Raw genomic sequence first — 20431 nt, 5'->3', positions numbered from 1 at the left:
CTTAAGTCTGTTCACATGTACATGAGATATTTATGCATACCGTTGATTTTACTACTTGCAGCCTGCGGCCATCCGCCATCTTCAGGTAAACAGGTGTTCCGTTATAACGTACAGGAAGGCATCGCTTCCCTGGACCCGGCGTTTGCCAAGAACCAGGCTGTAATATGGGCGGTAAAACAATTATACAATACCCTTGTAGAGCCGGACGATCATCTGAATATCCGTCCTTCTCTGGCTACCCGCTGGGAGGTGGCACCTGATCATAAAACGTACATTTTCCATCTGCGGACGGATGTTTATTTCCATGATAATCCCGTATTTGATGGCGGCAAAGGCAGGAAGATGACCGCTGCAGATGTTGTGTACAGCCTGAGACGTATCATGGACCCCGCCACCGCCTCTCCCGGCGCCTGGATCTTTAACGGAAAGGTTGACCCTGAGCAGGGGTTTCAGGCTTTGAATGACTCTACCTTTCAGCTTAGCTTACTGCAACCTTTCCATCCCATATTCGGGATCCTCAGCATGCAGTACTGTTCCATCATACCACACGAAATTGTAGACAAGCATGGAAAGGACTTCAGGAACCATCCCTGTGGTACCGGACCCTTTATGTATTCTTTCTGGGAAGAGGGACAGGCATTGGTCCTGCATCGAAATCCACATTACTTCGAAAAGGACAGCACAGGCCATACATTGCCCTACCTCGATGCTGTAAAGGTGACCTTCCAGGACAGTAAGGCGACTGAGTTCCTGTTGTTCCGCCAGGGGCAGCTAGACTTTATGAATGACATTGATGCTTCTTTTAAGGACGAGGTGCTGACTAAGAAGGGATTACTTAAGAAGGAGTGGGAGGGTAAGCTGGTGCTTGATAAAAGCCCGTATCTTAATATAGAATACCTGGGATTCCTGCTGGACAGTACAAAATCAGCCGTAAAGATCTCGCCCTCCCGGTTGCAAAAAATAAGACTGGCCATTAATTATAGTATCGACAGAGGCAGGATGATCACATACCTCCGTAACGGTATCGGCTATCCGGCTAATGCCGGATTCGTGCCGATGGGATTACCTTCTTTTGATACTGCGAAGGTGAAAGGCTACCCTTATGATCCTGCGAAAGCCCGGCAGCTATTACAGGAAGCCGGATTTCCGGAAGGGAAGGGGCTGCCGGCCATGCATTTGTTATCCATACCGATCTATGAAGATTACGCCAACTATGTAGCGAACCAACTACAGCAGGTCGGTATTCCTGTACAGGTAGAGGTGATGCAAAAAGCGCTGTTGCTGGAACAAACGTCCAAATCAGAAGCGCTCTTTTTCCGTGGCAGCTGGATGGGCGATTACGCTGACGCCGAAAATTACCTGGCTGTTTTCTATAGTAAAAATCCCGCGCCGCCTAATTATACCCGGTACGCCAATCCGGCGTTTGACCGCTTGTATGAAAAAGCGCTGCAGGAAAATAATGACTCCCTGCGCTACCTGCTTTACCAGGAGATGGACAGGATGATAGTAGCAGATGCCCCCGTAGTACCATTGTTCTATGACCAGGTCATTCACCTGGTACAGCCCAATGTGACAGGATTCACCAGTAATGCCCTCAACCTGCTCGAACTGCGGAAAGTGAAGATAAAAGTTTGATATTTGCAAAAAAGGAAGAGTTATGGGAATGGCAATTCAACCGTGGGAGACCCATGAATGTAACCAGGACGGAGAATATCGCGCCGGGCCGCTTTTCAATGCATACAGTATACAGGAACGCCTGAAGTCGGGCATGGTATACCCGGCCTATATCCGTCGGGATTTCTACAAGATCATGTTATTTCGTGGCGCAGCAACCTTACACTTTGGAGATCAGAGTATTGCGTTGAATAATGATACGCTGCTTTTCTTCAATCCCAGGGTGCCATACAAGTTTGATAACTTCCGGGAAGACATCTCCGGATATGCCTGCGTATTCAAGGATGAATTCTTCAGGGAAAACCTGCGCCTGAAACTGGACGAAATCCCGCTTTTCATGCCTGATGCTAAACCGGTTTTTATACTTGGTACTGAGGAGTTAAGAGAAACAGAAGTACTGTTTCAGAAGATCGTCCGGGAACTCAACAGCACGTATGACTACAAGTTTGAGCTGATCAGAAGTTATATCACTGAGTTGATCTACTATGCCATGAAACTGGCTCCGTTCAGGAATACACATAAGGAGTCGAATGGCACCGCACGTGTTACTGCCGTCTTCCTGGAATTACTCGACAGACAATTCCCCGTTGAATTATTTTCCGGCCGTGTGTTGCTTCGCACACCTAAAGACTTCGCTGACAGGCTCTCCATTCATGTTAATTACCTTAACAGGGCAATAAAAACAGAGACCGGTAAAACTACTACTGAACATATTTTCGAAAGACTGACCGGCGAGGCTAAAGCTATGTTAAAACATACCAGCCTCAATATCGCGGAGATCAGTTATGCTCTGGGATTTGAAGATCAGGCGCACTTCAATAACTTCTTTAAGAAACGGGTAAAAGCATCCCCCTCTGTTTTCCGGCAGGTTTGATTTTTACAAATATTGGTTTGAAGCACACAAAGTTTCCGTAGCTGATGGTTCTACCTTTGGATCAGAAAATTCAGTTTATGGACATACAGATAACGACAACTTTACAACAACCCATTCATTCAGGATTTGACGGTGCATCTACAGCAGCAGAAATAATACAAGGCATTGACCTGACAGGCAAAACAGCCATCGTAACAGGCGGTTATGCCGGTATTGGTCTGGAAACCACAAAAGTATTGTGTGCGGCCGGCGCCACGGTGATCGTTCCTGCCCGGGATCTGGAGAAAGCCTCCCTTGCTTTAAAGGGAATCGACGGTGTACAGATCACGCAGCTTGATCTGATAGATCCGGTGTCTATTAATGCTTTTGCTGACAGATTTCTGGCTACTGAACAACCGTTACATCTCATTATAAATAATGCAGGTGTCATGGCCAATCCGTTTACCCTTGATGCGCGTGGGTATGAATCACAATTCGCCACTAATCACCTGGGGCACTTCCAACTGGTTGTCCGGTTGTGGCCTGCACTACGCCGTGCCAATGGGGCGAGGGTAGTAGCATTATCATCCTGGGGCCATCGATATTCGCCGGTAATATTTGACGACCTCCATTTTCAACACCGGGCATACGACCGATGGCTGGCTTACGGGCAGTCAAAGACAGCAAATGTACTTTTCGCTGTAGAACTGGACAGGCGCGGTCGGGAAGACGGTATCCGTGCGTTTGCGGTACATCCGGGAAGTATAGTAGACACTGACCTTAAGCGGCATATGTCTATGGACGAACTCGAAAAGGCCGGCGTATTCGATAAGGACGGCAAGGCTATACTTGATCCATCAAGACAACTGAAGACCATAGAGCAGGGCGCCGCCACAAGCATCTGGTGTGCCGTAAGCCCACAGCTGAATGGCATGGGTGGTGTGTATTGCGAAAACTGTGATATATCACCAGTAACAACAAAAGAGCAGGCACAGAAAAATAACGAAATTCTCGACAGGACCCCATCCAGGGCATTTGGTGTATTACCTTACGCTATAGATCCGGCGGCAGCAGAGCGTTTGTGGGAGTTGAGCGAGCAATTGACAGGGTTGACATGATTGATCTTAAATATGACAGCCATCCTGGAGGAAACGTATTCCCGGATGGCCTGGAAAATGGCCCTCTTCCGGACGGTAAGGGACCGCTCAGATTAATTGTACCGGGTGAGAAGAAACCTGCACGCAGCAGTTTTCAGGTTACGGCATTGATTATCAGGTATGCGAAGGAATAAGGATCGTACTCATCCCACGTTTGGGTGACAAAATCCCGAACCTTAAAATAATTTTAACATTTCTTAAACAAGCCCCAGTGGCTATCTCGGTACTCGATTAAGGGTATCGGGGATTGATACGTAATTATTTATGAGGGTTACCGCTCATTTTAGGCTACCTTTGTCTACTTATTAATTACGTTTAAAGAGAGAAAATGACTGCGATTTTAATATTCTTTTTTTCACACTGGTTCTTATCCTTATTCTTCCACACGTTTTTCCTGCACAGATATGCGTCCCACCAGATGTATACTACCAGTAAAGGTTGGGAAAGGGTATTTTACTTCTGTACCTGGTTCTTCCAGGGAACTTCTTACTTAGTTCCGCGTGCTTATGGCGCTATGCACCGCATGCACCATGAATTCAGTGATACCGAAGACGATCCGCATTCTCCACACTTCTTTAAAGATGTATGGAGCATGATGTGGCAAACCCGTAAACTGTACAACGATATTTATACTGGTGAAAAGGTGTTGGATGAGAAATTTACAACCAATCCTCCGCTGCCGGTATGGAATGCGATGGACCGCTTTGGCGATCATACCATTACCCGTCTGGCATGGGCAGGGGTTTATATAGCTTTCTACGTAGCTTTCGCACCAGCCTGGTATTGGTTCCTGTTATTGCCGATCCATTTCCTGGTAGGACCTGTACAGGGCGCTGTAGTGAACTGGTGTGGTCATAAATATGGTTATAAGAGCTTTGACAACGGTGATAAATCCAGGAACACTTCTCCATGGGGTATTCTGCTGCTGGGTGAACTGTTCCAGAACAATCACCACAAGTATAAAGACAGTCCTAACTTCGCTAAGAAATGGTTTGAACTGGACCCAACTTATCCGGTAATGAAATTCTTTAACTTCGTTGGTATCATTAAGTTGAAGACTGCGAAAGTGAAAGTAGTGAAGATGAAGGCGGCTGCCTGATCACACAGATAGTAAGTAGAAATAGATAGATACATTCCAGGCCATCAATTATAGTCCAGACGACTATGATTGATGGCCTGAGTGTTTTTAGAACTTCCTGAAGAAACCAAAGGTGGCTAACTGCAGCATGGGCCTGTCGCCATCAGTATCCCCATAGGCATAGATATCACCAAATACAGGCAGATCGTACTGCTGGCGGATACGACGAACTTTCTCCTCACCGTTACAATTCACACCGTGGATGCGGCCCGTAACCTTCGCATTCCGGACCTCGAGTTGCGTACCGATACATTCAATACCCTGACAATCGCACCAGGGCTTTACCCATTCCTGGGCGGAAGCAGTGACTACCACTACGCGATGTCCTTTCGAGAGATGTTGGTTGATCTCTTTTAGCGCATTTTCTCTGATCAGGCCAGGAAGTTTGTCACGGCAGAAAGCGGCACATTTGTCACGGAACTCATCGACAGGGGTATTCCTGAAAAAGTATTGCAGCACGAGGTCCTTACCTTTCTGCTTGGAGATCAATCCTGCTTTCATCATGATCAGCGCGGGAGACAGCAAAGCCAGACCGGCATACAATGCACCCTCGCCCTTTTGAAAACGGATGATCTCAAACAAAGTATCTCTCCGGGTGATGGTGCCATCAAAATCGAAAAAAGCGATCGCGGGCTTCATAATTTGAGTTTTTTGAAGATGCCCTCAGGAATTGATTTGATAATGAGCATAATATATCGCCAGAACCACCTGGTATAAATAACATTCTTTTTCGCCTTCACAGCATTGTAAATATCCTTCGCAACGTCCTGCGGCTGGGCGGTAAGTGGGGCAGGTGTTTTCATGTTCTCCGTCATGCGGGTATATACAAAGCCTGGTTTGACGGTCAGCACATGTACTCCCTTGTGAGCAAGACGATTACGAAGCCCGCTGAGATAAGCAGTAAAACCTGCCTTTGCGCTACCATAAAGGTAGTTACTCAGACGGCCACGTTCGCCGGCTACAGAGCTGATACCGACGATGGTGCCTGCTCCGCGTGCAGCATATTCATCTGCAATGATATTCAGCACAGAGACGGCACCGGTATAGTTTGTATGAAGAATGCGGGCGGCTTCGTTCCAGTCAGACTGGCCTCTTTCCTGCGAACCCAGGTAGCCGAATACAGAAATAGTAACATCCGGAGGCTGGGGCAGGGCCGTATAAAAAGCGGCGTGACCGGTGAAATCAGTTGCATCGAAGGTATGAGAGCTGGCAGTAACCCCGTAGCGGATTTGGAGGTCCTGCTCCAGCGCGGAGAGGGACGCTACATTACGCGCAGCGAGTTGAATATCGAATTTGTTACTGGCAAACTGACGGGCAATGGCAACAGCCATGTCTGACCCAGCTCCCAGAATAAGAACAGTAGGCATATAATTGATTGTCGGTATTTAAGGTAGAAGAAGTTTATTCCGTCAGCAGTAATCTGTCTGACTGTACTGAACGGAACAGCTTAGTACCATTGTATGTTTTGATGATATCGGCAAATTTTTGCGCATTGGGATAACTCTGCCAGAAAACCTCCTGTTTCATGCGGGCATCTTTCGACAGGTAGAGGCGCCCGCCGTATTGCAGCACAATCTCATCCAGCTTATCAAGAAATTCAAAGAGCCCTTTACGAACGGGGAAGTCCAGCGCCAATGTGTAACCCTCCATAGGGAATGAAATGAGGCTATCCTGTTTACCGAAGATCTTCAGTACTGCCAGGAAAGATCCCAGACCGGCATCGCTGATCTTCTGCAGGATGGCAATCAGACCTTCTTTCTTTTCCAGGGGCAGTACAAACTGGTATTGCACAAAACCTGCTTTACCATAGCCGCGGTTCCAGTGCAGAATAGCGTCCAGCGGATAAAAGAAAGGTTCGTAAGGGATAATGTTATTGATCTCCCGTTTGGTATTCTTTAAATAATAAAGCCAGTTGAATGCTTTGACGGTCAGCGTATTGAGGACAAAGGAAGGGAGATTGAAAGGGACAGACAGTTTACGTTTTGCTGCCAGTTGAAGTGGCGCTTTCCGTTGCTGCTCGTTCAGTTCTTCAGGGGTAGCGTGTTCGCCAACAATAAGGATACCACGGCCAAAACTATCGCCCTTCTGCAGGCAATCGATCCAGGCCATGGAATAAGTATAATCCTTATATTCTTCAAAAAGACGGATCAGGTCTTCCAGGTTCTGGGCCTTGATCTGTTTTTGACGGATGTAAGCAGTATTGATCTTCTTCAAGCCAAATCTAACCCTGGTAATGATACCGGTAAGCCCCATGCCACCACAGGTAGCCCAGAAGAGGTCGGGGTGGATACTGGCGGAACAGGTGATCGTTTCTTTATTACCGGTGATCACGTCCATATCGATGATATGGCCTGAAAATGAGCCGTCTACGTGGTGGTTCTTACCATGTACATCAGAGGCTACAGCACCGCCGACAGTGATAAATTTCGTGCCGGGTGTAACCGGCAGGAACCATCCCTGGGGAACGATAATATCGAGTATCTGATCGAGTGTGATACCGGACTGGCATTCGAAGACGCCATTGGTGGTATCAAAAGCCAGCACCTTGTCGTATTTAAGGGTGGAAACGCTGTGTTGGGCCAGAGAAGCATCACCATAACAGCGACCGTTTCCGCGGGCGATAACAGAAGAGTGAGTGGATATAAAATCCTGAACCTGTTCTTCCTGCGAAAATGTTGTTTCATCGCAGGACATTGCGGGGTAATTCCCCCAGTTTGCTAACCGTTTTTCCATTACTCAAAAAAACTTTTGTTAGTGGGTAAATAAATAATCACATAAAAACTCAGCACCCACAGGAGTATGGTTAATTGAATGAAACGGTCTTTGTATAGGATTTTGGTTGGAGAACCTGTATTATTCTCCACATATGTTATTTGCAAATATCGTAATAATCCACCAATTACAAAAAGACATGTATAATAAAGGCGGTAAGTACCAAAGCGTGCCATCGTTTCCGGAGCCATGGTATACATCAGGTAGGCCACAATAATAACAGCGGATACAAGCGCAAGCATTACGTTCATAAAGTCCATGTTATATCCTTTGGCCGCTTTTCTCATGTCCTGGCCCGACTGTGTTTTGATCAGCACATCATCGCGGCGTTTGGCGATAGCCATGAACAACGCCAGCAGGAAAACCATGATCATCAACCATTCCGATACAGCTACGGTAGCGGCTACCCCACCTGCTTTTACCCTTAATACAAATCCCGCTGAGAGGATCAGGATGTCCAGGATAGAAATGTTCTTTAAACCAAAAGAATATAATAGATTGATAATGAAATAAATGCCTACAACAAACGCAAACTTGGGTTTAACGTAATACGCAAGTACCCCACCTATGGCCAGACATAACACGAAGAAGAATAACGCCGCCGGTTTGGAAACAGCGCCTGATGCAATAGGGCGTTTACACTTCACCGGATGCAGCCTGTCGGCTTCTACATCTTTATAATCATTGATGACATAGATACTGCTGGCAGTGAGGCTGAATGCAAAAAATCCGACGAGTAATTCCGCCACCTTATGCAGGTCGAATATCTCTCCCGCGAAGAAAAGGGGAATATATAAGAACAGGTTCTTTGCCCAATGGGAGGGTCTTAAGAGTTTTAAATATTGCACGGGGATATAACTTAAAGTTGGCGACAAGATACGACTGATTACCGAACAACGATATCGATTTATGCTATTTTCGGGTAAATTCTACTATTTTTGAGGCCGTTCATGTTAATTTATACTCGTTTTCATCAATTTATTATCCCCGTTTATGCCGTCAACTTATGCTCCGTTCAGCCGTAAAGGTGCGTTTATCGCAGAACTGCTGATCATCATCGGTTTTGCCCTGGTCCCCTTGTTTGTGACATTCCCCTACAGGGTAAATATCTTTCTATCGTGGGAGGGCGCTTACCGGATATCACAGGGCCAGGTGCCGTATAAAGATTTTGGTCTGCCGCTGGGTTATGGCTTCTGGCTCATGCCTGCATTGTTCTTCAAATTATTTGGTCCCCAGCTGATATCCCTCGTGAAAGCCCAGGTTTTCATGAATATCCTGGCAGGACTTGCCTTCCGGTCTATCCTGAAAAGCCTGAACGTACAGGCAGCCATCCGGGTACTTGCCGTATTGTTGTTCGTATTGTCGTATTCGTTTTTCAATTTCTGGCCCTGGTATAACCAGACAGTGATCGTATATGAGCTGATCGGGCTTGCTTTCCTGTTCCGTTACCTGATGGGACCACAGGGAAAACTCCGCTTCCTGTTCCTTTTCCTGTCTGCTTTTTTTACATTCCTGTCCTTTTTCACGAAGCAGGATGGCGGCGGACTGGCATTACTGCTTTCACTCGCTTTACTGGCTTACAATACATTACAGGGGAAGAAATGGCTTGATTTCATCGCTTACCTCGCTTTCTACGGCATCATTGCACTGGCGATCATTTTACCGTTGCTGCCTTACGGTTTTGGTTATTGGTTTAACCACGGACAAGCGCCGCACAATTCGAGATTGTCATTGTATGATATCCTGTCGGAATTAATGGGTTTCTCACAATGGATCAAATTGTACCTGTTACTGGTGATCTTATGTCTTGTGCCCGCGTTCCGCCAATGGAAAAGTTTCTGGAACGACAGACCTGCCGTGTTGTTTGCCTTGCTCACCCTGGGCATCCTGGCAGAAGCAGCCATCTTCCAGGTAACGAGTTATACTCCTCCGGATAACAATATCTTCTTCCATAGTTTCGCCTTTGCGTTCATCGCCAGCCGTTTTCAGGAACAGCTGAAACTTGATATGGGACGCTGGCCGTCTTTCGGTGCCGCAGCAGCGCTGGTATTACTCTGGTGGTCAGGTTCTTTCTGGAAATACCTGGATAGGGTCGTAGCCCGTCTTGTACCACATGAGCAGGTAGTAGCAGGCAACAGCGATGCGGTTAAAGGCGACAGTTCAGCTTACGCGATGTACAATCCTCAGATCAGCCCTACCGGAGAAAACGTTGTGTCCCGTAACAATTTCATGATCAATAACGATACTACAGATGTTCCGGTGGACCAATGGATCTTTTCTGATCTCTGGGCTTTCCATAAGATCTATATGCCGCCATCTACAGTGCATGGTATGGCCCGCGTGATGGAACTGCCTGTTGTAAAAGAAAAGAAAGAGGCGCTTAAGTTGCTGAATATGACTGAATTAACCCCATTGGCGCAAGCCATGCCTTACAAGCTTGAAACAGGAAGTGATTACCCGTTATGGTATCATTTGGGAGTAGGTATGTTCAATAAACAGCTGGCCGCTTTTGTAAAAAAAGTTCAGAACCATCATTATGACGTGGTGTTGTATGAATACGCACCGGGTAACAACAACTTTTTCCCGTTTGCACTTAGATATCAACTACAAAAGCACTACCGGAAGGTAGATGAATTCCTTGCACCCCGCCGTCCGACCAATGCGACGATCGAAGTGTATGTGAAGGAATGAATGAATTAATTAATATTCAGCGATTTATAGTTATTTGCTTCATCTTTACTTAATAGCCTGTGGCAACTGAAAACGTGTCTTCTAATCCGGATAAAACCAAGCTATGGGGATTTCTCTTTGCCGTCTACATCATCTGGGGATCTACTTACCTGGGGATGAAGATCGCCACGGAAGTAGTACCTCCGTTCCTTCTCTCGGCCTTCCGTTTCCTCGTAGCCGGTACACTGCTGGCAGTCATTAGCCGGAGCAGTGAAAAACAACTGCCTTCCCGTAAGCAGGTATTATCGGCCGCTTTCGTGGGCCTGATGCTGATCGGCATAGGCAATTCCTGTACAGCCCTCGCGGTACACTACATGCCCTCCGGGCTTGTCGCGTTGATCGTGGCAGCGATACCGGTATGGTTCATTGGGTTCGACTGGGCTTTTTTCAGCAAACAGCGTCCCACTGTAATGACGGCATGCGGTATTATCGTCGGACTGGCAGGCCTGGTCCTGCTGTTCAATCCGTTTGCGGCTCATACGACCAGGAATTATCCTCTATGGCCCATTGCCATCCTGGCTGGCGGATGCGCCTGTTGGGCACTCGGCTCATTAGCCGTATCAAAGTTGGCAATGCCGGCGCCGATGACTTCTGCAGCGCTCCAGATGCTGACAGGATCTGTTTTCTGCTTCCTGATCAGCGCCGTTGTTGAACCGGGTGCCTGGGATACCCTCCATCATATTTCCACTCGTACAATATCCGCTTATGTGTACCTGGTGCTCATTGGCTCCCTCGTCGGATTTACTTCCTACAGCTGGCTAACCCGGAATGCACCGCCGCGGTTATTGTCTACCTATGCGTATGTAAACCCGGTGGTCGCCCTCTTTCTGGGCTGGCTTATAGGTCATGAAAGCTTGTCTTCCCAGGCCTTGATGGCCTGCGTGATTGTCATTGGTGGGGTAGTGCTGATGACATTGGGTAAGAGAAAGACATAATTGCAAATTTACCTGGCACTAAGACTTATTCGTTGCGAGGGTCAAACCGACTTTCCCGCATGGTTGTTCTAAACTATGATACAACTTGGGGGCTGACCAAAAAGTAATGGTCAGCCCTAATTTATTCGGGTACCTGATGGAGGCCTGTCATCGTTTAAGCGATTCTCAAAGCCCTCACTTTACTTTTTGGTCAGCCCCCAGAAAATATCCTCGATCATCAGACCGTTTAACTACGCCTCAGCGAACTTGAAGGCAATCAATGTCTCAAATACGCCGTCGGATAGGCCGATTTGATTACAGGATCTGCCCGGTCCACCTCATAACTGCATCATACATTTATCTGAAAATCATCACTGTTGAAAAATAAATCCACTAAGCCAATTAGTATTTGCTAAAAATATTAGTAATTTAGTCTTTCAGTTGAATGTTATGGAGAGGATACAGGAAAAACTAGCGATACTGGCAGATGCGGCGAAATATGATGTTTCCTGTGCTTCCAGCGGTAGCGACCGCAAGAATGATACAAAAGGATTGGGCAATGCTCATCCTGGAATGGGTATCTGCCATTCCTATACAGCCGACGGCCGTTGTGTGTCCCTGTTGAAGATACTGTTAACCAACGTCTGCATCTACGATTGTGCTTATTGTGTGTCCCGGAAAAGCAATGACATCAAAAGAGCAGCTTTTACGGTACAGGAAGTAGTTGACCTCACCATCAATTTTTACCGCCGGAATTACATAGAAGGGTTGTTCCTCAGTTCGGGGATTTTCAAAGATCCTGATTATACCATGGAACGGCTGGTGAGGGTAGCAAAGAAATTGCGCACAGAATGCAATTTCAACGGCTATATTCACCTGAAAGCCATCCCCGGGGCCAGTGATGAGTTAATGCAGGAAGCAGGGCTGTATGCTGACCGTTTGAGCGTTAACCTCGAATTGCCAACAGAGGCAGGTCTGAAATTACTGGCGCCGGAGAAAAGCCGGCCGGCTATGATAAAGCCGATCCGTTTCCTTCAAAGTGAGATCATCCGGTTGGAAGATGAACGGAAGGTTTTGAAGAAGGTACCCAAGTTTGTTCCCGCCGGACAAAGCACCCAGGTAATCGTGGGGGCCAGTGGAGAGACAGATATGGAAATTATGCACATGGCCTCCCAATTCTACCGACAATTCCAGTTGAAGCGGGTATACTATTCAGGATATGTACCTATTAGCAACGACACAAGGTTGCCAGCTCTGCATAGCCAGGTACCGCTATAGCGTGAAAACCGCCTCTATCAGGCGGACTGGTTATTGAGACTATATGGATTTGAACCCCATGAGTTGCTGAATGAAGGTCATCCGAACCTCGACACTGATATTGACCCCAAACTCTCCTGGGCGCTCCGGCACCTGGACTGTTTTCCGATAGATATCAATAAGGCCGATAAAATGCTGATAGCCAGAGTGCCAGGCATCGGATTGGAGAGTGCAAAAAAGATATGTGCAGCACGTGTACATGCCGCACTGGGATGGGATCAGTTGAAACAGATAGGAGTGAAGATCAGTAAAGCGCGGTATTTCATTATCTGCAAGGCCAGATCACTTGAAAAGCGGGAACTGAGCGCGGAACAGATCAGACAGCAATTACTGACCCAATCACACAGTAAATGGTTACGGTCACATACGCCTCAATTGAGCCTGTTTTAAGATGTGGGAAATAGTTTTCAGCAGTCAAACCATACAGAACAGTCAAGTAATAATCGGACATGTTACAACAAGACAATGTTGCGATAAGACGATAAGAGAACAAAACATTAAGATAATCAAGCGGTAAGTATTCTTAAATAATTCAAATAATTAACAACCTTCCGGACCAGCACGAACAGAAGGTTTTGTCAGGCAACGATATCGAAAAATGAACAATATTGAAAGGCAAAGCATATTCGAACGATGAACAATATACCATATCAGAAGCTATAAGCTATGAAAATCCTCAATTACTATCGTTGGGCGGGCTATCTCCTGTGCTGTGGTGGATAGTCTGCCGGCGGTAGGCTAAATGTTACTAAAATGACTACGTGGTTGTATGATGGAAGTTTTGACGGCTTCCTGTCTGCCGTATTTGATTTATACTGGCAAAAGAGGACAGATGTCATGATCAGGAAGGAGCAGGACCACGTGCGTGGCTTGTTTGAGAATGTTATATTTACCCCTACCGTGGTAGCGAATGCCGACAGGGTATGGGCTGGGCTAACGAAGAAATTATCTGAAGCAAGTTTGCAGCAGTTGTTTTGCTGCTATCTTTCAGAACTGCCTGGAGAAGAGGATAATATGGTAGGATTTATCCGTTATGTTTTCGCGAATGAGCAGGATGTAACGAGCGATTTTGGAAATAGATATGTCCTGCATGTTTCACAGGTATCGCGTAAAGTATTGCGCGAAAAACATCGTATGGAAGCCTTCGTCCGTTTCCAGCTTACAAAAGACAATATTTATTATTCGCTTGTTTCACCGGACTATAATGTATTACCGTTGATCGCGCGGCATTTTAAGGACCGTTATGCCGATCAGTATTGGCTCATCTATGATGAGCGTCGCCGTTTCGGCATCTATTATAACCTCGGGCATGTAGAGACTATCCGCCTGCATTTTAATGCCGACTACGATCCTTATTATCACAGTACGGGAAATGTCTGGGCACCGGAGGAGGAATTGTATCAGCGTTTATGGAATACCTACTTCAAGGAGGTGGATATTGCCAGCCGGAGAAATCCGCGGTTACAACTGCAGCATATGCCGAGGCGATATTGGAAGTATTTAACGGAGATGCGGGCTGGGTAATTTCGTTTGCATCACAAGCGTTTGCCGATGGATATTCGCAAATAGGACTGAAAGTGATTCTAGCGCTGACCTTCTAGCTCGCAGTTCGGATGGAATCACTGGCTGTTGTTCTTTGAAGTTCCTAAGTATTGAACGTTGATGGACGGTTTGGCTTTTCTCTTTTCCCCTTTGCGGTAATGGCTTTTGGAGGTAGGCATGCTGAATATTGAATAATTATTTCAGGAGTTAGGTTTGATTAACGCATTCTGCACTTTATAATCAAGGTAATCCTTATTTCTATCCAATATTAGCTTTAGAAAGTGAATATGGTGGCATCGGCGTATGAACATGAGATATCGAGGTTAGATGCCCTGTTATTTATTTTGAGACCGGCCGCGGCGAGCATTCGGGTGGAAATCACTGGCCTTTAGTTCTTTGAAGTACGCGGGATGCGTCGCACGAGGGGTTTAATAGGAAAACTAAAGCTCAACCGACCACCAACGCCTAATGCCTGGCAACTTCAAAGAAGTAGAGCCAGTGATTCCATCCGAACTGCTAGAAGGTCAACGCTAGAATAACTGTCAGCCAACATCCGCGAAAACCAATTACCATCCGAACTGCTGGAAGGTCAACGCTAGAATAACTGCAAAACCCGGTTCACGAACTAAGAAAAAGGCGAGTCCCAGCCGCTAAAGCCTAATGAAGAGGAACCTTATATCTCCGCATACCCCTCGCTGATCTCACCGACCCGGAACCTGTTAACAATATCATGCGCCAGTCTCGTAGGTTCCGGTATACGATAACGCCCTACACACTGTGTGATAATCTCCACAGTACTCTCAACGTCCATCAAATTACCCGGAGAAACAAACACTGGCTTAACCGCATTCTTCGTCCGCAGAGCAGCACCCACCACCTCGTCCTTAAAAACAAGCGGAGTATAACTACCCTTTACAGACGCAGGCTCCTCGTATTTCCCGCAAAGCACCTTTTTAGCGCAACCCACGGTCGGTGTTTGTGTCAGGACGCCAAAATGAGCAGCAATACCCATACGGCGGGGATGTGCAATTCCGTGACCATCAGCAACTAACAGATCCGGTTTAACAGGAAGGTTGTCCCAGGCCGCCATAAGAGCAGGCACTTCGCGGAATGCGAGATAACCCGGTACATAGGGGAAAAGGACCTCACGTTTTACCAACGAATAACCTGTCGGAATCAGTTCCGGAAAACGTAGAAGAATGATGCCGGCATAAACAGCAGTGCTGAATTTGTTGAAAGAGATGTCTGCACCTGCAATAACATTCACAGGGAAATTCCGTGGCTGTATAATGGTATCGTTCCTGAGTTCGTTCTGTATTTGTGTAGCTGCTGTAACTGTCAGTGTATCATAGTTCAATGAGGCCATGCTGTACATTTAAGTGATATCCGGATTCAAATTTTACTCCAGAAAAGGAAGTGATTCTGGCATGAACTTCGCGGTATTTATAACAGAACGATTTCTCTTTCCTAGCCTAGGGGTGGCTATAATTTGTAGCCTGAGATGAAACCCTAATTATCTGAACTGGGTAATGCCAGCGTAGAAAATGGGATAGAGAAATTCTAAAGGAGTCCCGGCTTAAAAAGCCGGGATTTCTATTTTACAATGGTAAGTTTCCTAGAATAAACTGAGTTGTGAGCCGCCCTTTTTCTTATCCGGAGGTTGTGCTTTTCCCATGACAGTCCTGCCACCATATTGCCAGGAGTTATCTCTTTCCTCCTGAATCAGCTCTTCAAGCCTGGCATTAGGAATAAAGTCTTTCTCTACCTGTTGCGACAATACAGACAATTTACGGATAGCTTCCTGTTTATCGGACTGGCCGATCTTAGCTTTGTTGACAGCATCTTTCAACACGCTGATCGTTTCGTCGTACACGTTGACCGGGACAGGGAAGGGATGACCGTCTTTACCGCCGTGAGCGAAAGAAAAGCGGGCAGGATCTGTAAAGCGCGAGGGAGTGCCATGAATGACTTCACTGACCAGTGTGAGCGACTGTAACGTACGTGGACCGACGCCTTCCAGCAGTAAGAGGGACTCGAAATCATGTAACTGCCGTTCATGCGCAACAGCCAGTACACTTCCCAATCTTTTAAGATCGACGTCCTTTGTTCTCACATCATGATGGGAAGGCATGATCAGGTTGCGGATCTCCGGCAGCAGGTGTGCGGGCTTTTCTTGGATCAGCTGAAGCATACCAGCTTTGGTAGGCGAAGCGTCTTTGTCGGTCAGATTAAGAATGAGCCCCTGGTTATGACCATATATGAACGTATGGGGAGTTTCCGTGAATTCTTTAAACGCAGTAGAATGCCAATGATACCGGCGGGCCATGCCGCTGGCGTCATTCATTCCCTGCTGAACTACCGCCCATTCACCCTCGTTGGATACAATGAAAGAGTGCAGGTACAGTTGAAAGCCATCCTGTACAGCAGTGTTGTCTACTTTGGCGGCCAGTTTACTGCAACGCACAAGCTCTTGTCCGGGTAAGCCTGTACGTTCGGCTATCGCGAGTAATTCTGTTGGTGTTTCTTTAGAATGCCTGCCTTTTCCACCACAGATATAAATACCCAGTTCCTGTGCTCTGGGGTTCAACGCCTTTTTGAGTGCGCCCATCACGCTGGTGGTAATACCGGAAGAATGCCAGTCCATTCCAAGCACACAACCTAGTGCCTGAAACCAGCAGGGATCACTCAGGCGGCGCAGCACTTCGCCCTTTCCGTAGTCGGCGATGATCGTTTCCATAATAGCACCGCCCAGCAGGCTCATTCTCTTAGCCAGCCAGGGTGGTACATGACCATAATGTAAGGGTAGATCGGCATGGGCTCCTGACATAATTTATTCTCCTATAATGGGTTGACCTGCACGGTAAAATGATGAATGCTTTTATCCTTCAAAAGGAAGGCGTTGATAGCTGCGATATCATCGGGTTTGCCAACTGCTTCGTATTTGTCTTCAATGATAAGCTCTTCATTTTTTGTATGAAGCAGCTGTTTGTGTTTAATGTTAAAACGCTTAAAGATACCAGCTATTGCAACAGGATCATATTGTTCAATGTGACAACCAATGGTGTAAGTACGTTTCTCATTCAAGCTGCTGATCTTTCCTTCCAGTGCTTTTAAACCCAGCAGCAGCAACAACACGATCCCAAGTGAGAAACCTGCCAGCATATAATGGCTCATACCGATGGCAATCCCCAATGCGGAGGCTATCCAGATAGTAGCGGCGGTAGTAATACCGTCAATTGTGTAATCGCCTTTGAAGATTACCCCGGCGCCTATAAAGCCGACACCTGTAAGAATATTGGAAGCCACACGGTCGGGGCTGGAAGGATATCCCAACTCCGCTGAAAGTATCGTAAACAATGTGCTTCCCAGGCAAATGAGCGTAAGGGTGCGCATACCGGCCGCTTTACGACGGTATTCCCGCTCAAGGCCGAGCAGTCCGCCGATGACCAGCGCAACGAGAACCTTTAGCAATTGATGCTGTTCAACAACCTGAAAGATAGAATATTCCATATGCGTGTTCAATCACAAATGTAAGCCTTGGCATAATTCTTTATGCATTAAGCAGAAATCGTACGTAAATATTTATTGTTCAACCTGAAAATTTGTTAATCATGAGTATGCAAAAGAAAGACCTCGGAAATAATGCAATCACTGTGCGCCTGGCGCTGTGCAAAATTGGTATTACTACGTGTCTTGCTATTATCCTGAGCATCTTCCTGTTTGCCTGTGGCAGTTCAAGGGAAAGTGGTAATACGACAGATACATCGTCTGTAATACAATCAGATAACACGAATACCATAGACACAATGAACAGGGCTACGGATACGTCTTCTATGAGGCCGGATTCAATGCCTATTAAATAATTATTGGGGTGAATGGTTGTCTACAAGCGTCCACTATTTGTAGAAAAAAGTTCAGGGACATATGTCCAATAACCCATATTTGTTAACTGGTTAAAAACATTTTTATGAAAATGACCCAAAAAAGTAAACTCTTCCTCGGCGGCCTGCTTATAGCAGGAGGAACCTTTCTGGCTTCGTGCGGAGGTGGCAATACGACAAGTACCGATTCTACCACGGTAGGAGGTCCGGATACCGCGGCGGTAACACCAGATACGGCTTCAGCAGAAATACCACCGGGAGCTATTAACCCGGGAGAAGATTCTTCCCGTTATGGAACCGGTACCGGCGATTCAAGCAGGAACCAGAAATAAACGGTTAAATGTACTGGTAGTAAATACATTTTTTACAATTACGGATTATTCTGATTATCATCTGGTAAATGTTGCCCCTAAAAGGATATGGTAAAACTCATTGAAATCGACGCAGATTGGCTATTTAAGTCGATAATGTTATAAAAAAAGGCAATAGAATATATTCGTGATTGTATCTTCGTCAAAAGAAAAGGAGGCGCCTGGCCTCCTTTCTTTATTTAAAACAGGAATAAAATATTTACCTTCCCTGCCCGTCATAACCTATACAACTCAGAGGCACGTAAGCAGATTTGTGCATACCTCCATATTTTTGTAATTCTTATCCGCTGATGCAAGACAGTACACAACAGAAGAAGCCATTCCAGGCAGCTGCTTTAAAGCGCACGTTCAGATTGTATAAATACGTAAAGCCTTATTGGCCGGCCTTCGGCCTGGGATTATTCTTCCTTTTTATATCCAGTCTGGCTAACCTGGCTTTTCCAAAATTGTTGGGAGACCTGGTAAATGCTGCGAATACCCATAAAGTATTGACAGATCCTCATAAGATTAACCGTATCGGCCTGTTGCTGGTGGGGATACTGCTGGCACAGGGCATCTTCGGGTACATGCGTATCATGCTGTTTGTCAATGTAACGGAACGCTCACTGGCATCTTTACGTCAGCATATTTATAATCATCTTATCAAACTGCCCATGCGGTTCTTTCTGAGCAGGCGTGTAGGTGAATTGGGTAGCAGGATCTCCTCGGATATCTCCTTATTACAGGAGACGTTTACTACAACAGTAGCGGAATTTATCAGGCAGGTGATCATTATTATCGGCGGACTGGCCTTGCTACTGCATACTTCAATACAACTCACCTTGCTGATGCTGGCAACACTGCCGCTGATCGTCCTGATCGCCTATCTCTTCGGAAAGGTGGTAAGACGTTATTCGAAGAAGGCACAGAGCCAGGTAGCTGAAGCAAATACAATTGTTGAAGAAACATTGCAGGGCGTTTTGAATGTCAAAGCGTTCGCGAACGAATTCTTTGAAATGAAACGCTATCGGACGAAGATCCAGGAAGTAGCAGTTACCGGTATGAAAACCGGCCGCTTCCGCGGAGCCTTCACCGCCAGTATGCTGATAGCGGTATTCGGCGCCATGATCGCCGTGATCTGGAGAGGCGCCCTGCTGATCGCTGCAGGCCAGATGGACCCGGGAATGTTGCTATCCTTCGTACTGTATTCAAGCTTCATCGGTGGATCTGTTGCAGGACTGGCAGAAGTATATACCAGTATTCAAAAGAGCATTGGAGCGACAGAGCATCTGCTGGAAATTCTGGACGAACCTGCAGAACCAGTAGAAGAAATTACAACGATTGCTCCCCAGGATCATCTCACCGGCCAGATATCCTTTGAAGATGTATCCTTCCGCTATCCTACAAGAGACGATCAGGATGTATTGACAGGCATCTCCTTCGATATCGCGCCCGACCAGCAGGTAGCATTGGTAGGACCCAGCGGGGCGGGAAAGAGCACAATCGTGTCTCTCTTGCTGCGTCTTTACAGTCCGACGGAAGGTCTGGTCCGTTTTAACGGGAAGGATGCTGCCAGCTTCCCGTTATCAGCCCTCCGCAGTCAGATGGCCATCGTACCACAGGATGTATTTCTCTTTGGCGGAACGATCCGTGAGAATATCGCCTATGGCAAACCAGGAGCAACAACCGATGAAATTGAGGCAGCAGCAAGAAAAGCTAACGCATGGGAGTTTATCGAGCGGTTCCCTGATGGATTGGAAACGATCGTTGGCGAAAGGGGTATCCAGTTATCGGGCGGGCAACGGCAAAGGATCGCTATTGCCAGAGCAGTGTTGAAAGACCCACGCATTCTTATCCTCGACGAAGCCACTTCCGCATTGGATTCCGAATCAGAACGTCTAGTGCAGGACGCGCTGGAGAAGCTGATGGAAGGACGTACTTCCATTGTCATCGCCCACCGCTTAAGTACTGTGCGTCAGTCAGATAAGATCATTGTGCTGGATAAGGGAAAATTGGTAGAGGAAGGAACGCACCAGGAATTGATACTGGTAGAAGGAGGGTTGTACAGGAATCTGAGCGAAATGCAGTTCTCGCATTGATCCT

At 46.7% G+C, this 20431-nt stretch carries 20 protein-coding genes and 1 riboswitch; of the genes, 13 read left to right on the top strand and 7 right to left on the bottom strand.

The genetic code is table 11. The features are described 5' to 3' along the window. The first annotated feature begins 15 nt into the window (after positions 1–15). The 5 genes from C7475_RS02405 to C7475_RS02385 all read left to right on the top strand — a co-directional run bounded on the left by C7475_RS02405 (position 16) and on the right by C7475_RS02385 (position 4783). Positions 16–1635 carry an ABC transporter substrate-binding protein gene (locus C7475_RS02405; RefSeq protein WP_110050657.1) on the top strand — a complete coding sequence of 540 codons (1620 nt, stop codon included), beginning with the start codon at positions 16–18 and terminating at the stop codon, positions 1633–1635. Positions 1636–1657: 22 nt separating this feature from the next. Continuing rightward, complete coding sequence (locus C7475_RS02400; RefSeq protein ID WP_110050655.1) at positions 1658–2548, top strand: AraC family transcriptional regulator; 891 nt, start codon at positions 1658–1660, stop codon at positions 2546–2548. A 77-nt stretch (positions 2549–2625) separates the two neighbouring features. After that, positions 2626–3645 carry an oxidoreductase gene (locus tag C7475_RS02395; protein ID WP_110052789.1) on the top strand — a complete coding sequence of 340 codons (1020 nt, stop codon included), beginning with the start codon at positions 2626–2628 and terminating at the stop codon, positions 3643–3645. Then, positions 3642–3818 carry a hypothetical protein gene (locus C7475_RS02390; protein WP_199236160.1) on the top strand — a complete coding sequence of 59 codons (177 nt, stop codon included), beginning with the start codon at positions 3642–3644 and terminating at the stop codon, positions 3816–3818. The genes C7475_RS02395 and C7475_RS02390 overlap by 4 nt, the downstream gene beginning before the upstream one ends. Before the next feature lie 194 nt (positions 3819–4012). Beyond that, positions 4013–4783 carry an acyl-CoA desaturase gene (locus C7475_RS02385; RefSeq protein WP_110050653.1) on the top strand — a complete coding sequence of 257 codons (771 nt, stop codon included), beginning with the start codon at positions 4013–4015 and terminating at the stop codon, positions 4781–4783. 87 nt (positions 4784–4870) lie between these two features. On the opposite strand, the gene C7475_RS02380 is transcribed toward C7475_RS02385, so the two are convergent. From C7475_RS02380 to C7475_RS02365, 4 genes are read right to left on the bottom strand one after another with little or no spacing between them, the layout of a single operon-like run. Next, positions 4871–5461, bottom strand: coding sequence for an HAD family hydrolase (locus C7475_RS02380; protein ID WP_110050651.1), 591 nt, complete (start codon positions 5459–5461; stop codon positions 4871–4873). After that, complete coding sequence (locus tag C7475_RS02375) at positions 5458–6189, bottom strand: SDR family oxidoreductase (protein WP_110050649.1); 732 nt, start codon at positions 6187–6189, stop codon at positions 5458–5460. The genes C7475_RS02380 and C7475_RS02375 overlap by 4 nt, the downstream gene beginning before the upstream one ends. Positions 6190–6223: 34 nt before the next feature. After that, a complete protein-coding gene (locus tag C7475_RS02370) occupies positions 6224–7555 on the bottom strand; it encodes an FAD-binding oxidoreductase (RefSeq protein ID WP_110050647.1) in 1332 nt (443 codons plus the stop codon). After that, the gene (locus C7475_RS02365) at positions 7555–8442 is read right to left on the bottom strand and encodes a decaprenyl-phosphate phosphoribosyltransferase (RefSeq protein ID WP_110050645.1); all 888 of its coding nucleotides are present in this window, start codon (positions 8440–8442) and stop codon (positions 7555–7557) included. Before C7475_RS02365 ends, C7475_RS02370 begins: the two co-directional genes overlap by 1 nt. Before the next feature lie 145 nt (positions 8443–8587). On the opposite strand from C7475_RS02365, the gene C7475_RS02360 reads away from it, so the two are divergent. The 5 genes from C7475_RS02360 (at position 8588) to C7475_RS02345 (ending at position 14079) form a co-directional block, all read left to right on the top strand. Beyond that, complete coding sequence (locus C7475_RS02360) at positions 8588–10285, top strand: hypothetical protein (protein WP_110050642.1); 1698 nt, start codon at positions 8588–8590, stop codon at positions 10283–10285. Positions 10286–10344: 59 nt separating this feature from the next. Next, positions 10345–11259 (top strand): EamA family transporter, encoded by a 915-nt coding sequence (locus tag C7475_RS02355; protein ID WP_146217442.1) that lies wholly within the window; start codon positions 10345–10347, stop codon positions 11257–11259. A gap of 429 nt (positions 11260–11688) precedes the next feature. Beyond that, positions 11689–12516: a putative DNA modification/repair radical SAM protein gene (locus C7475_RS02350; protein WP_233259748.1), complete on the top strand. Its 828-nt coding sequence runs from the start codon at positions 11689–11691 to the stop codon at positions 12514–12516. A gap of 63 nt (positions 12517–12579) precedes the next feature. Then, on the top strand, positions 12580–12945 hold the full coding sequence (locus C7475_RS33235) for a hypothetical protein (RefSeq protein WP_233259747.1): 366 nt from the start codon (positions 12580–12582) through the stop codon (positions 12943–12945). Positions 12946–13308: 363 nt separating this feature from the next. Beyond that, on the top strand, positions 13309–14079 hold the full coding sequence (locus C7475_RS02345; protein WP_110050638.1) for a TIGR03915 family putative DNA repair protein: 771 nt from the start codon (positions 13309–13311) through the stop codon (positions 14077–14079). A 691-nt stretch (positions 14080–14770) separates the two neighbouring features. On the opposite strand, the gene nfi is transcribed toward C7475_RS02345, so the two are convergent. From nfi to C7475_RS02330, 3 genes are all read right to left on the bottom strand, one after another. Beyond that, positions 14771–15463, bottom strand: a complete 693-nt coding sequence (gene nfi, locus C7475_RS02340; RefSeq protein ID WP_199236159.1) for a deoxyribonuclease V — start codon at positions 15461–15463, stop codon at positions 14771–14773. 98 nt (positions 15464–15561) lie between these two features. Continuing rightward, positions 15562–15660, top strand: a riboswitch (TPP riboswitch). A 52-nt stretch (positions 15661–15712) separates the two neighbouring features. Next, positions 15713–16924 (bottom strand): DUF763 domain-containing protein, encoded by a 1212-nt coding sequence (locus C7475_RS02335; RefSeq protein ID WP_110050636.1) that lies wholly within the window; start codon positions 16922–16924, stop codon positions 15713–15715. An 11-nt stretch (positions 16925–16935) separates the two neighbouring features. Continuing rightward, positions 16936–17607, bottom strand: coding sequence for an MgtC/SapB family protein (locus C7475_RS02330; protein ID WP_110050634.1), 672 nt, complete (start codon positions 17605–17607; stop codon positions 16936–16938). 101 nt (positions 17608–17708) lie between these two features. Here C7475_RS02330 and C7475_RS02325 point away from each other — a divergent pair, with 101 nt between their 5' ends. From C7475_RS02325 to C7475_RS02315, 3 genes are all read left to right on the top strand, one after another. Further along, a complete protein-coding gene (locus tag C7475_RS02325) occupies positions 17709–17960 on the top strand; it encodes a hypothetical protein (protein ID WP_110050632.1) in 252 nt (83 codons plus the stop codon). A 104-nt stretch (positions 17961–18064) separates the two neighbouring features. Then, positions 18065–18310, top strand: a complete 246-nt coding sequence (locus C7475_RS02320) for a hypothetical protein (protein ID WP_110050629.1) — start codon at positions 18065–18067, stop codon at positions 18308–18310. Positions 18311–18639: 329 nt separating this feature from the next. After that, on the top strand, positions 18640–20427 hold the full coding sequence (locus tag C7475_RS02315; protein WP_233259746.1) for an ABC transporter ATP-binding protein: 1788 nt from the start codon (positions 18640–18642) through the stop codon (positions 20425–20427). The last annotated feature ends 4 nt before the right edge of the window (positions 20428–20431 follow it).

Source organism: Chitinophaga sp. S165, from assembly GCF_003182155.1.
Classification (GTDB): Bacteria; Bacteroidota; Bacteroidia; order Chitinophagales; family Chitinophagaceae; genus Chitinophaga.
This window is presented reverse-complemented; position numbering and strand designations above follow the sequence as displayed.

Excerpts from the sequence above, each read along its gene's own strand:
- C7475_RS02405 (WP_110050657.1), top strand. The coding sequence starts at position 16 with ATGTACATGAGATATTTATGCATACCGTTGATTTTACTACTTGCAGCC.
- C7475_RS02400 (WP_110050655.1), top strand. The coding sequence starts at position 1,658 with ATGGGAATGGCAATTCAACCGTGGGAGACCCATGAATGTAACCAGGAC.
- C7475_RS02395 (WP_110052789.1), top strand. The coding sequence starts at position 2,626 with ATGGACATACAGATAACGACAACTTTACAACAACCCATTCATTCAGGA.
- C7475_RS02390 (WP_199236160.1), top strand. The coding sequence starts at position 3,642 with ATGATTGATCTTAAATATGACAGCCATCCTGGAGGAAACGTATTCCCG.
- C7475_RS02385 (WP_110050653.1), top strand. The coding sequence starts at position 4,013 with ATGACTGCGATTTTAATATTCTTTTTTTCACACTGGTTCTTATCCTTA.
- C7475_RS02380 (WP_110050651.1), bottom strand. The coding sequence starts at position 5,461 with ATGAAGCCCGCGATCGCTTTTTTCGATTTTGATGGCACCATCACCCGG.
- C7475_RS02375 (WP_110050649.1), bottom strand. The coding sequence starts at position 6,189 with ATGCCTACTGTTCTTATTCTGGGAGCTGGGTCAGACATGGCTGTTGCC.
- C7475_RS02370 (WP_110050647.1), bottom strand. The coding sequence starts at position 7,555 with ATGGAAAAACGGTTAGCAAACTGGGGGAATTACCCCGCAATGTCCTGC.
- C7475_RS02360 (WP_110050642.1), top strand. The coding sequence starts at position 8,588 with ATGCCGTCAACTTATGCTCCGTTCAGCCGTAAAGGTGCGTTTATCGCA.
- C7475_RS02350 (WP_233259748.1), top strand. The coding sequence starts at position 11,689 with ATGGAGAGGATACAGGAAAAACTAGCGATACTGGCAGATGCGGCGAAA.
- C7475_RS02345 (WP_110050638.1), top strand. The coding sequence starts at position 13,309 with ATGACTACGTGGTTGTATGATGGAAGTTTTGACGGCTTCCTGTCTGCC.
- nfi (WP_199236159.1), bottom strand. The coding sequence starts at position 15,463 with ATGGCCTCATTGAACTATGATACACTGACAGTTACAGCAGCTACACAA.
- C7475_RS02335 (WP_110050636.1), bottom strand. The coding sequence starts at position 16,924 with ATGTCAGGAGCCCATGCCGATCTACCCTTACATTATGGTCATGTACCA.
- C7475_RS02330 (WP_110050634.1), bottom strand. The coding sequence starts at position 17,607 with ATGGAATATTCTATCTTTCAGGTTGTTGAACAGCATCAATTGCTAAAG.
- C7475_RS02325 (WP_110050632.1), top strand. The coding sequence starts at position 17,709 with ATGAGTATGCAAAAGAAAGACCTCGGAAATAATGCAATCACTGTGCGC.
- C7475_RS02320 (WP_110050629.1), top strand. The coding sequence starts at position 18,065 with ATGAAAATGACCCAAAAAAGTAAACTCTTCCTCGGCGGCCTGCTTATA.
- C7475_RS02315 (WP_233259746.1), top strand. The coding sequence starts at position 18,640 with ATGCAAGACAGTACACAACAGAAGAAGCCATTCCAGGCAGCTGCTTTA.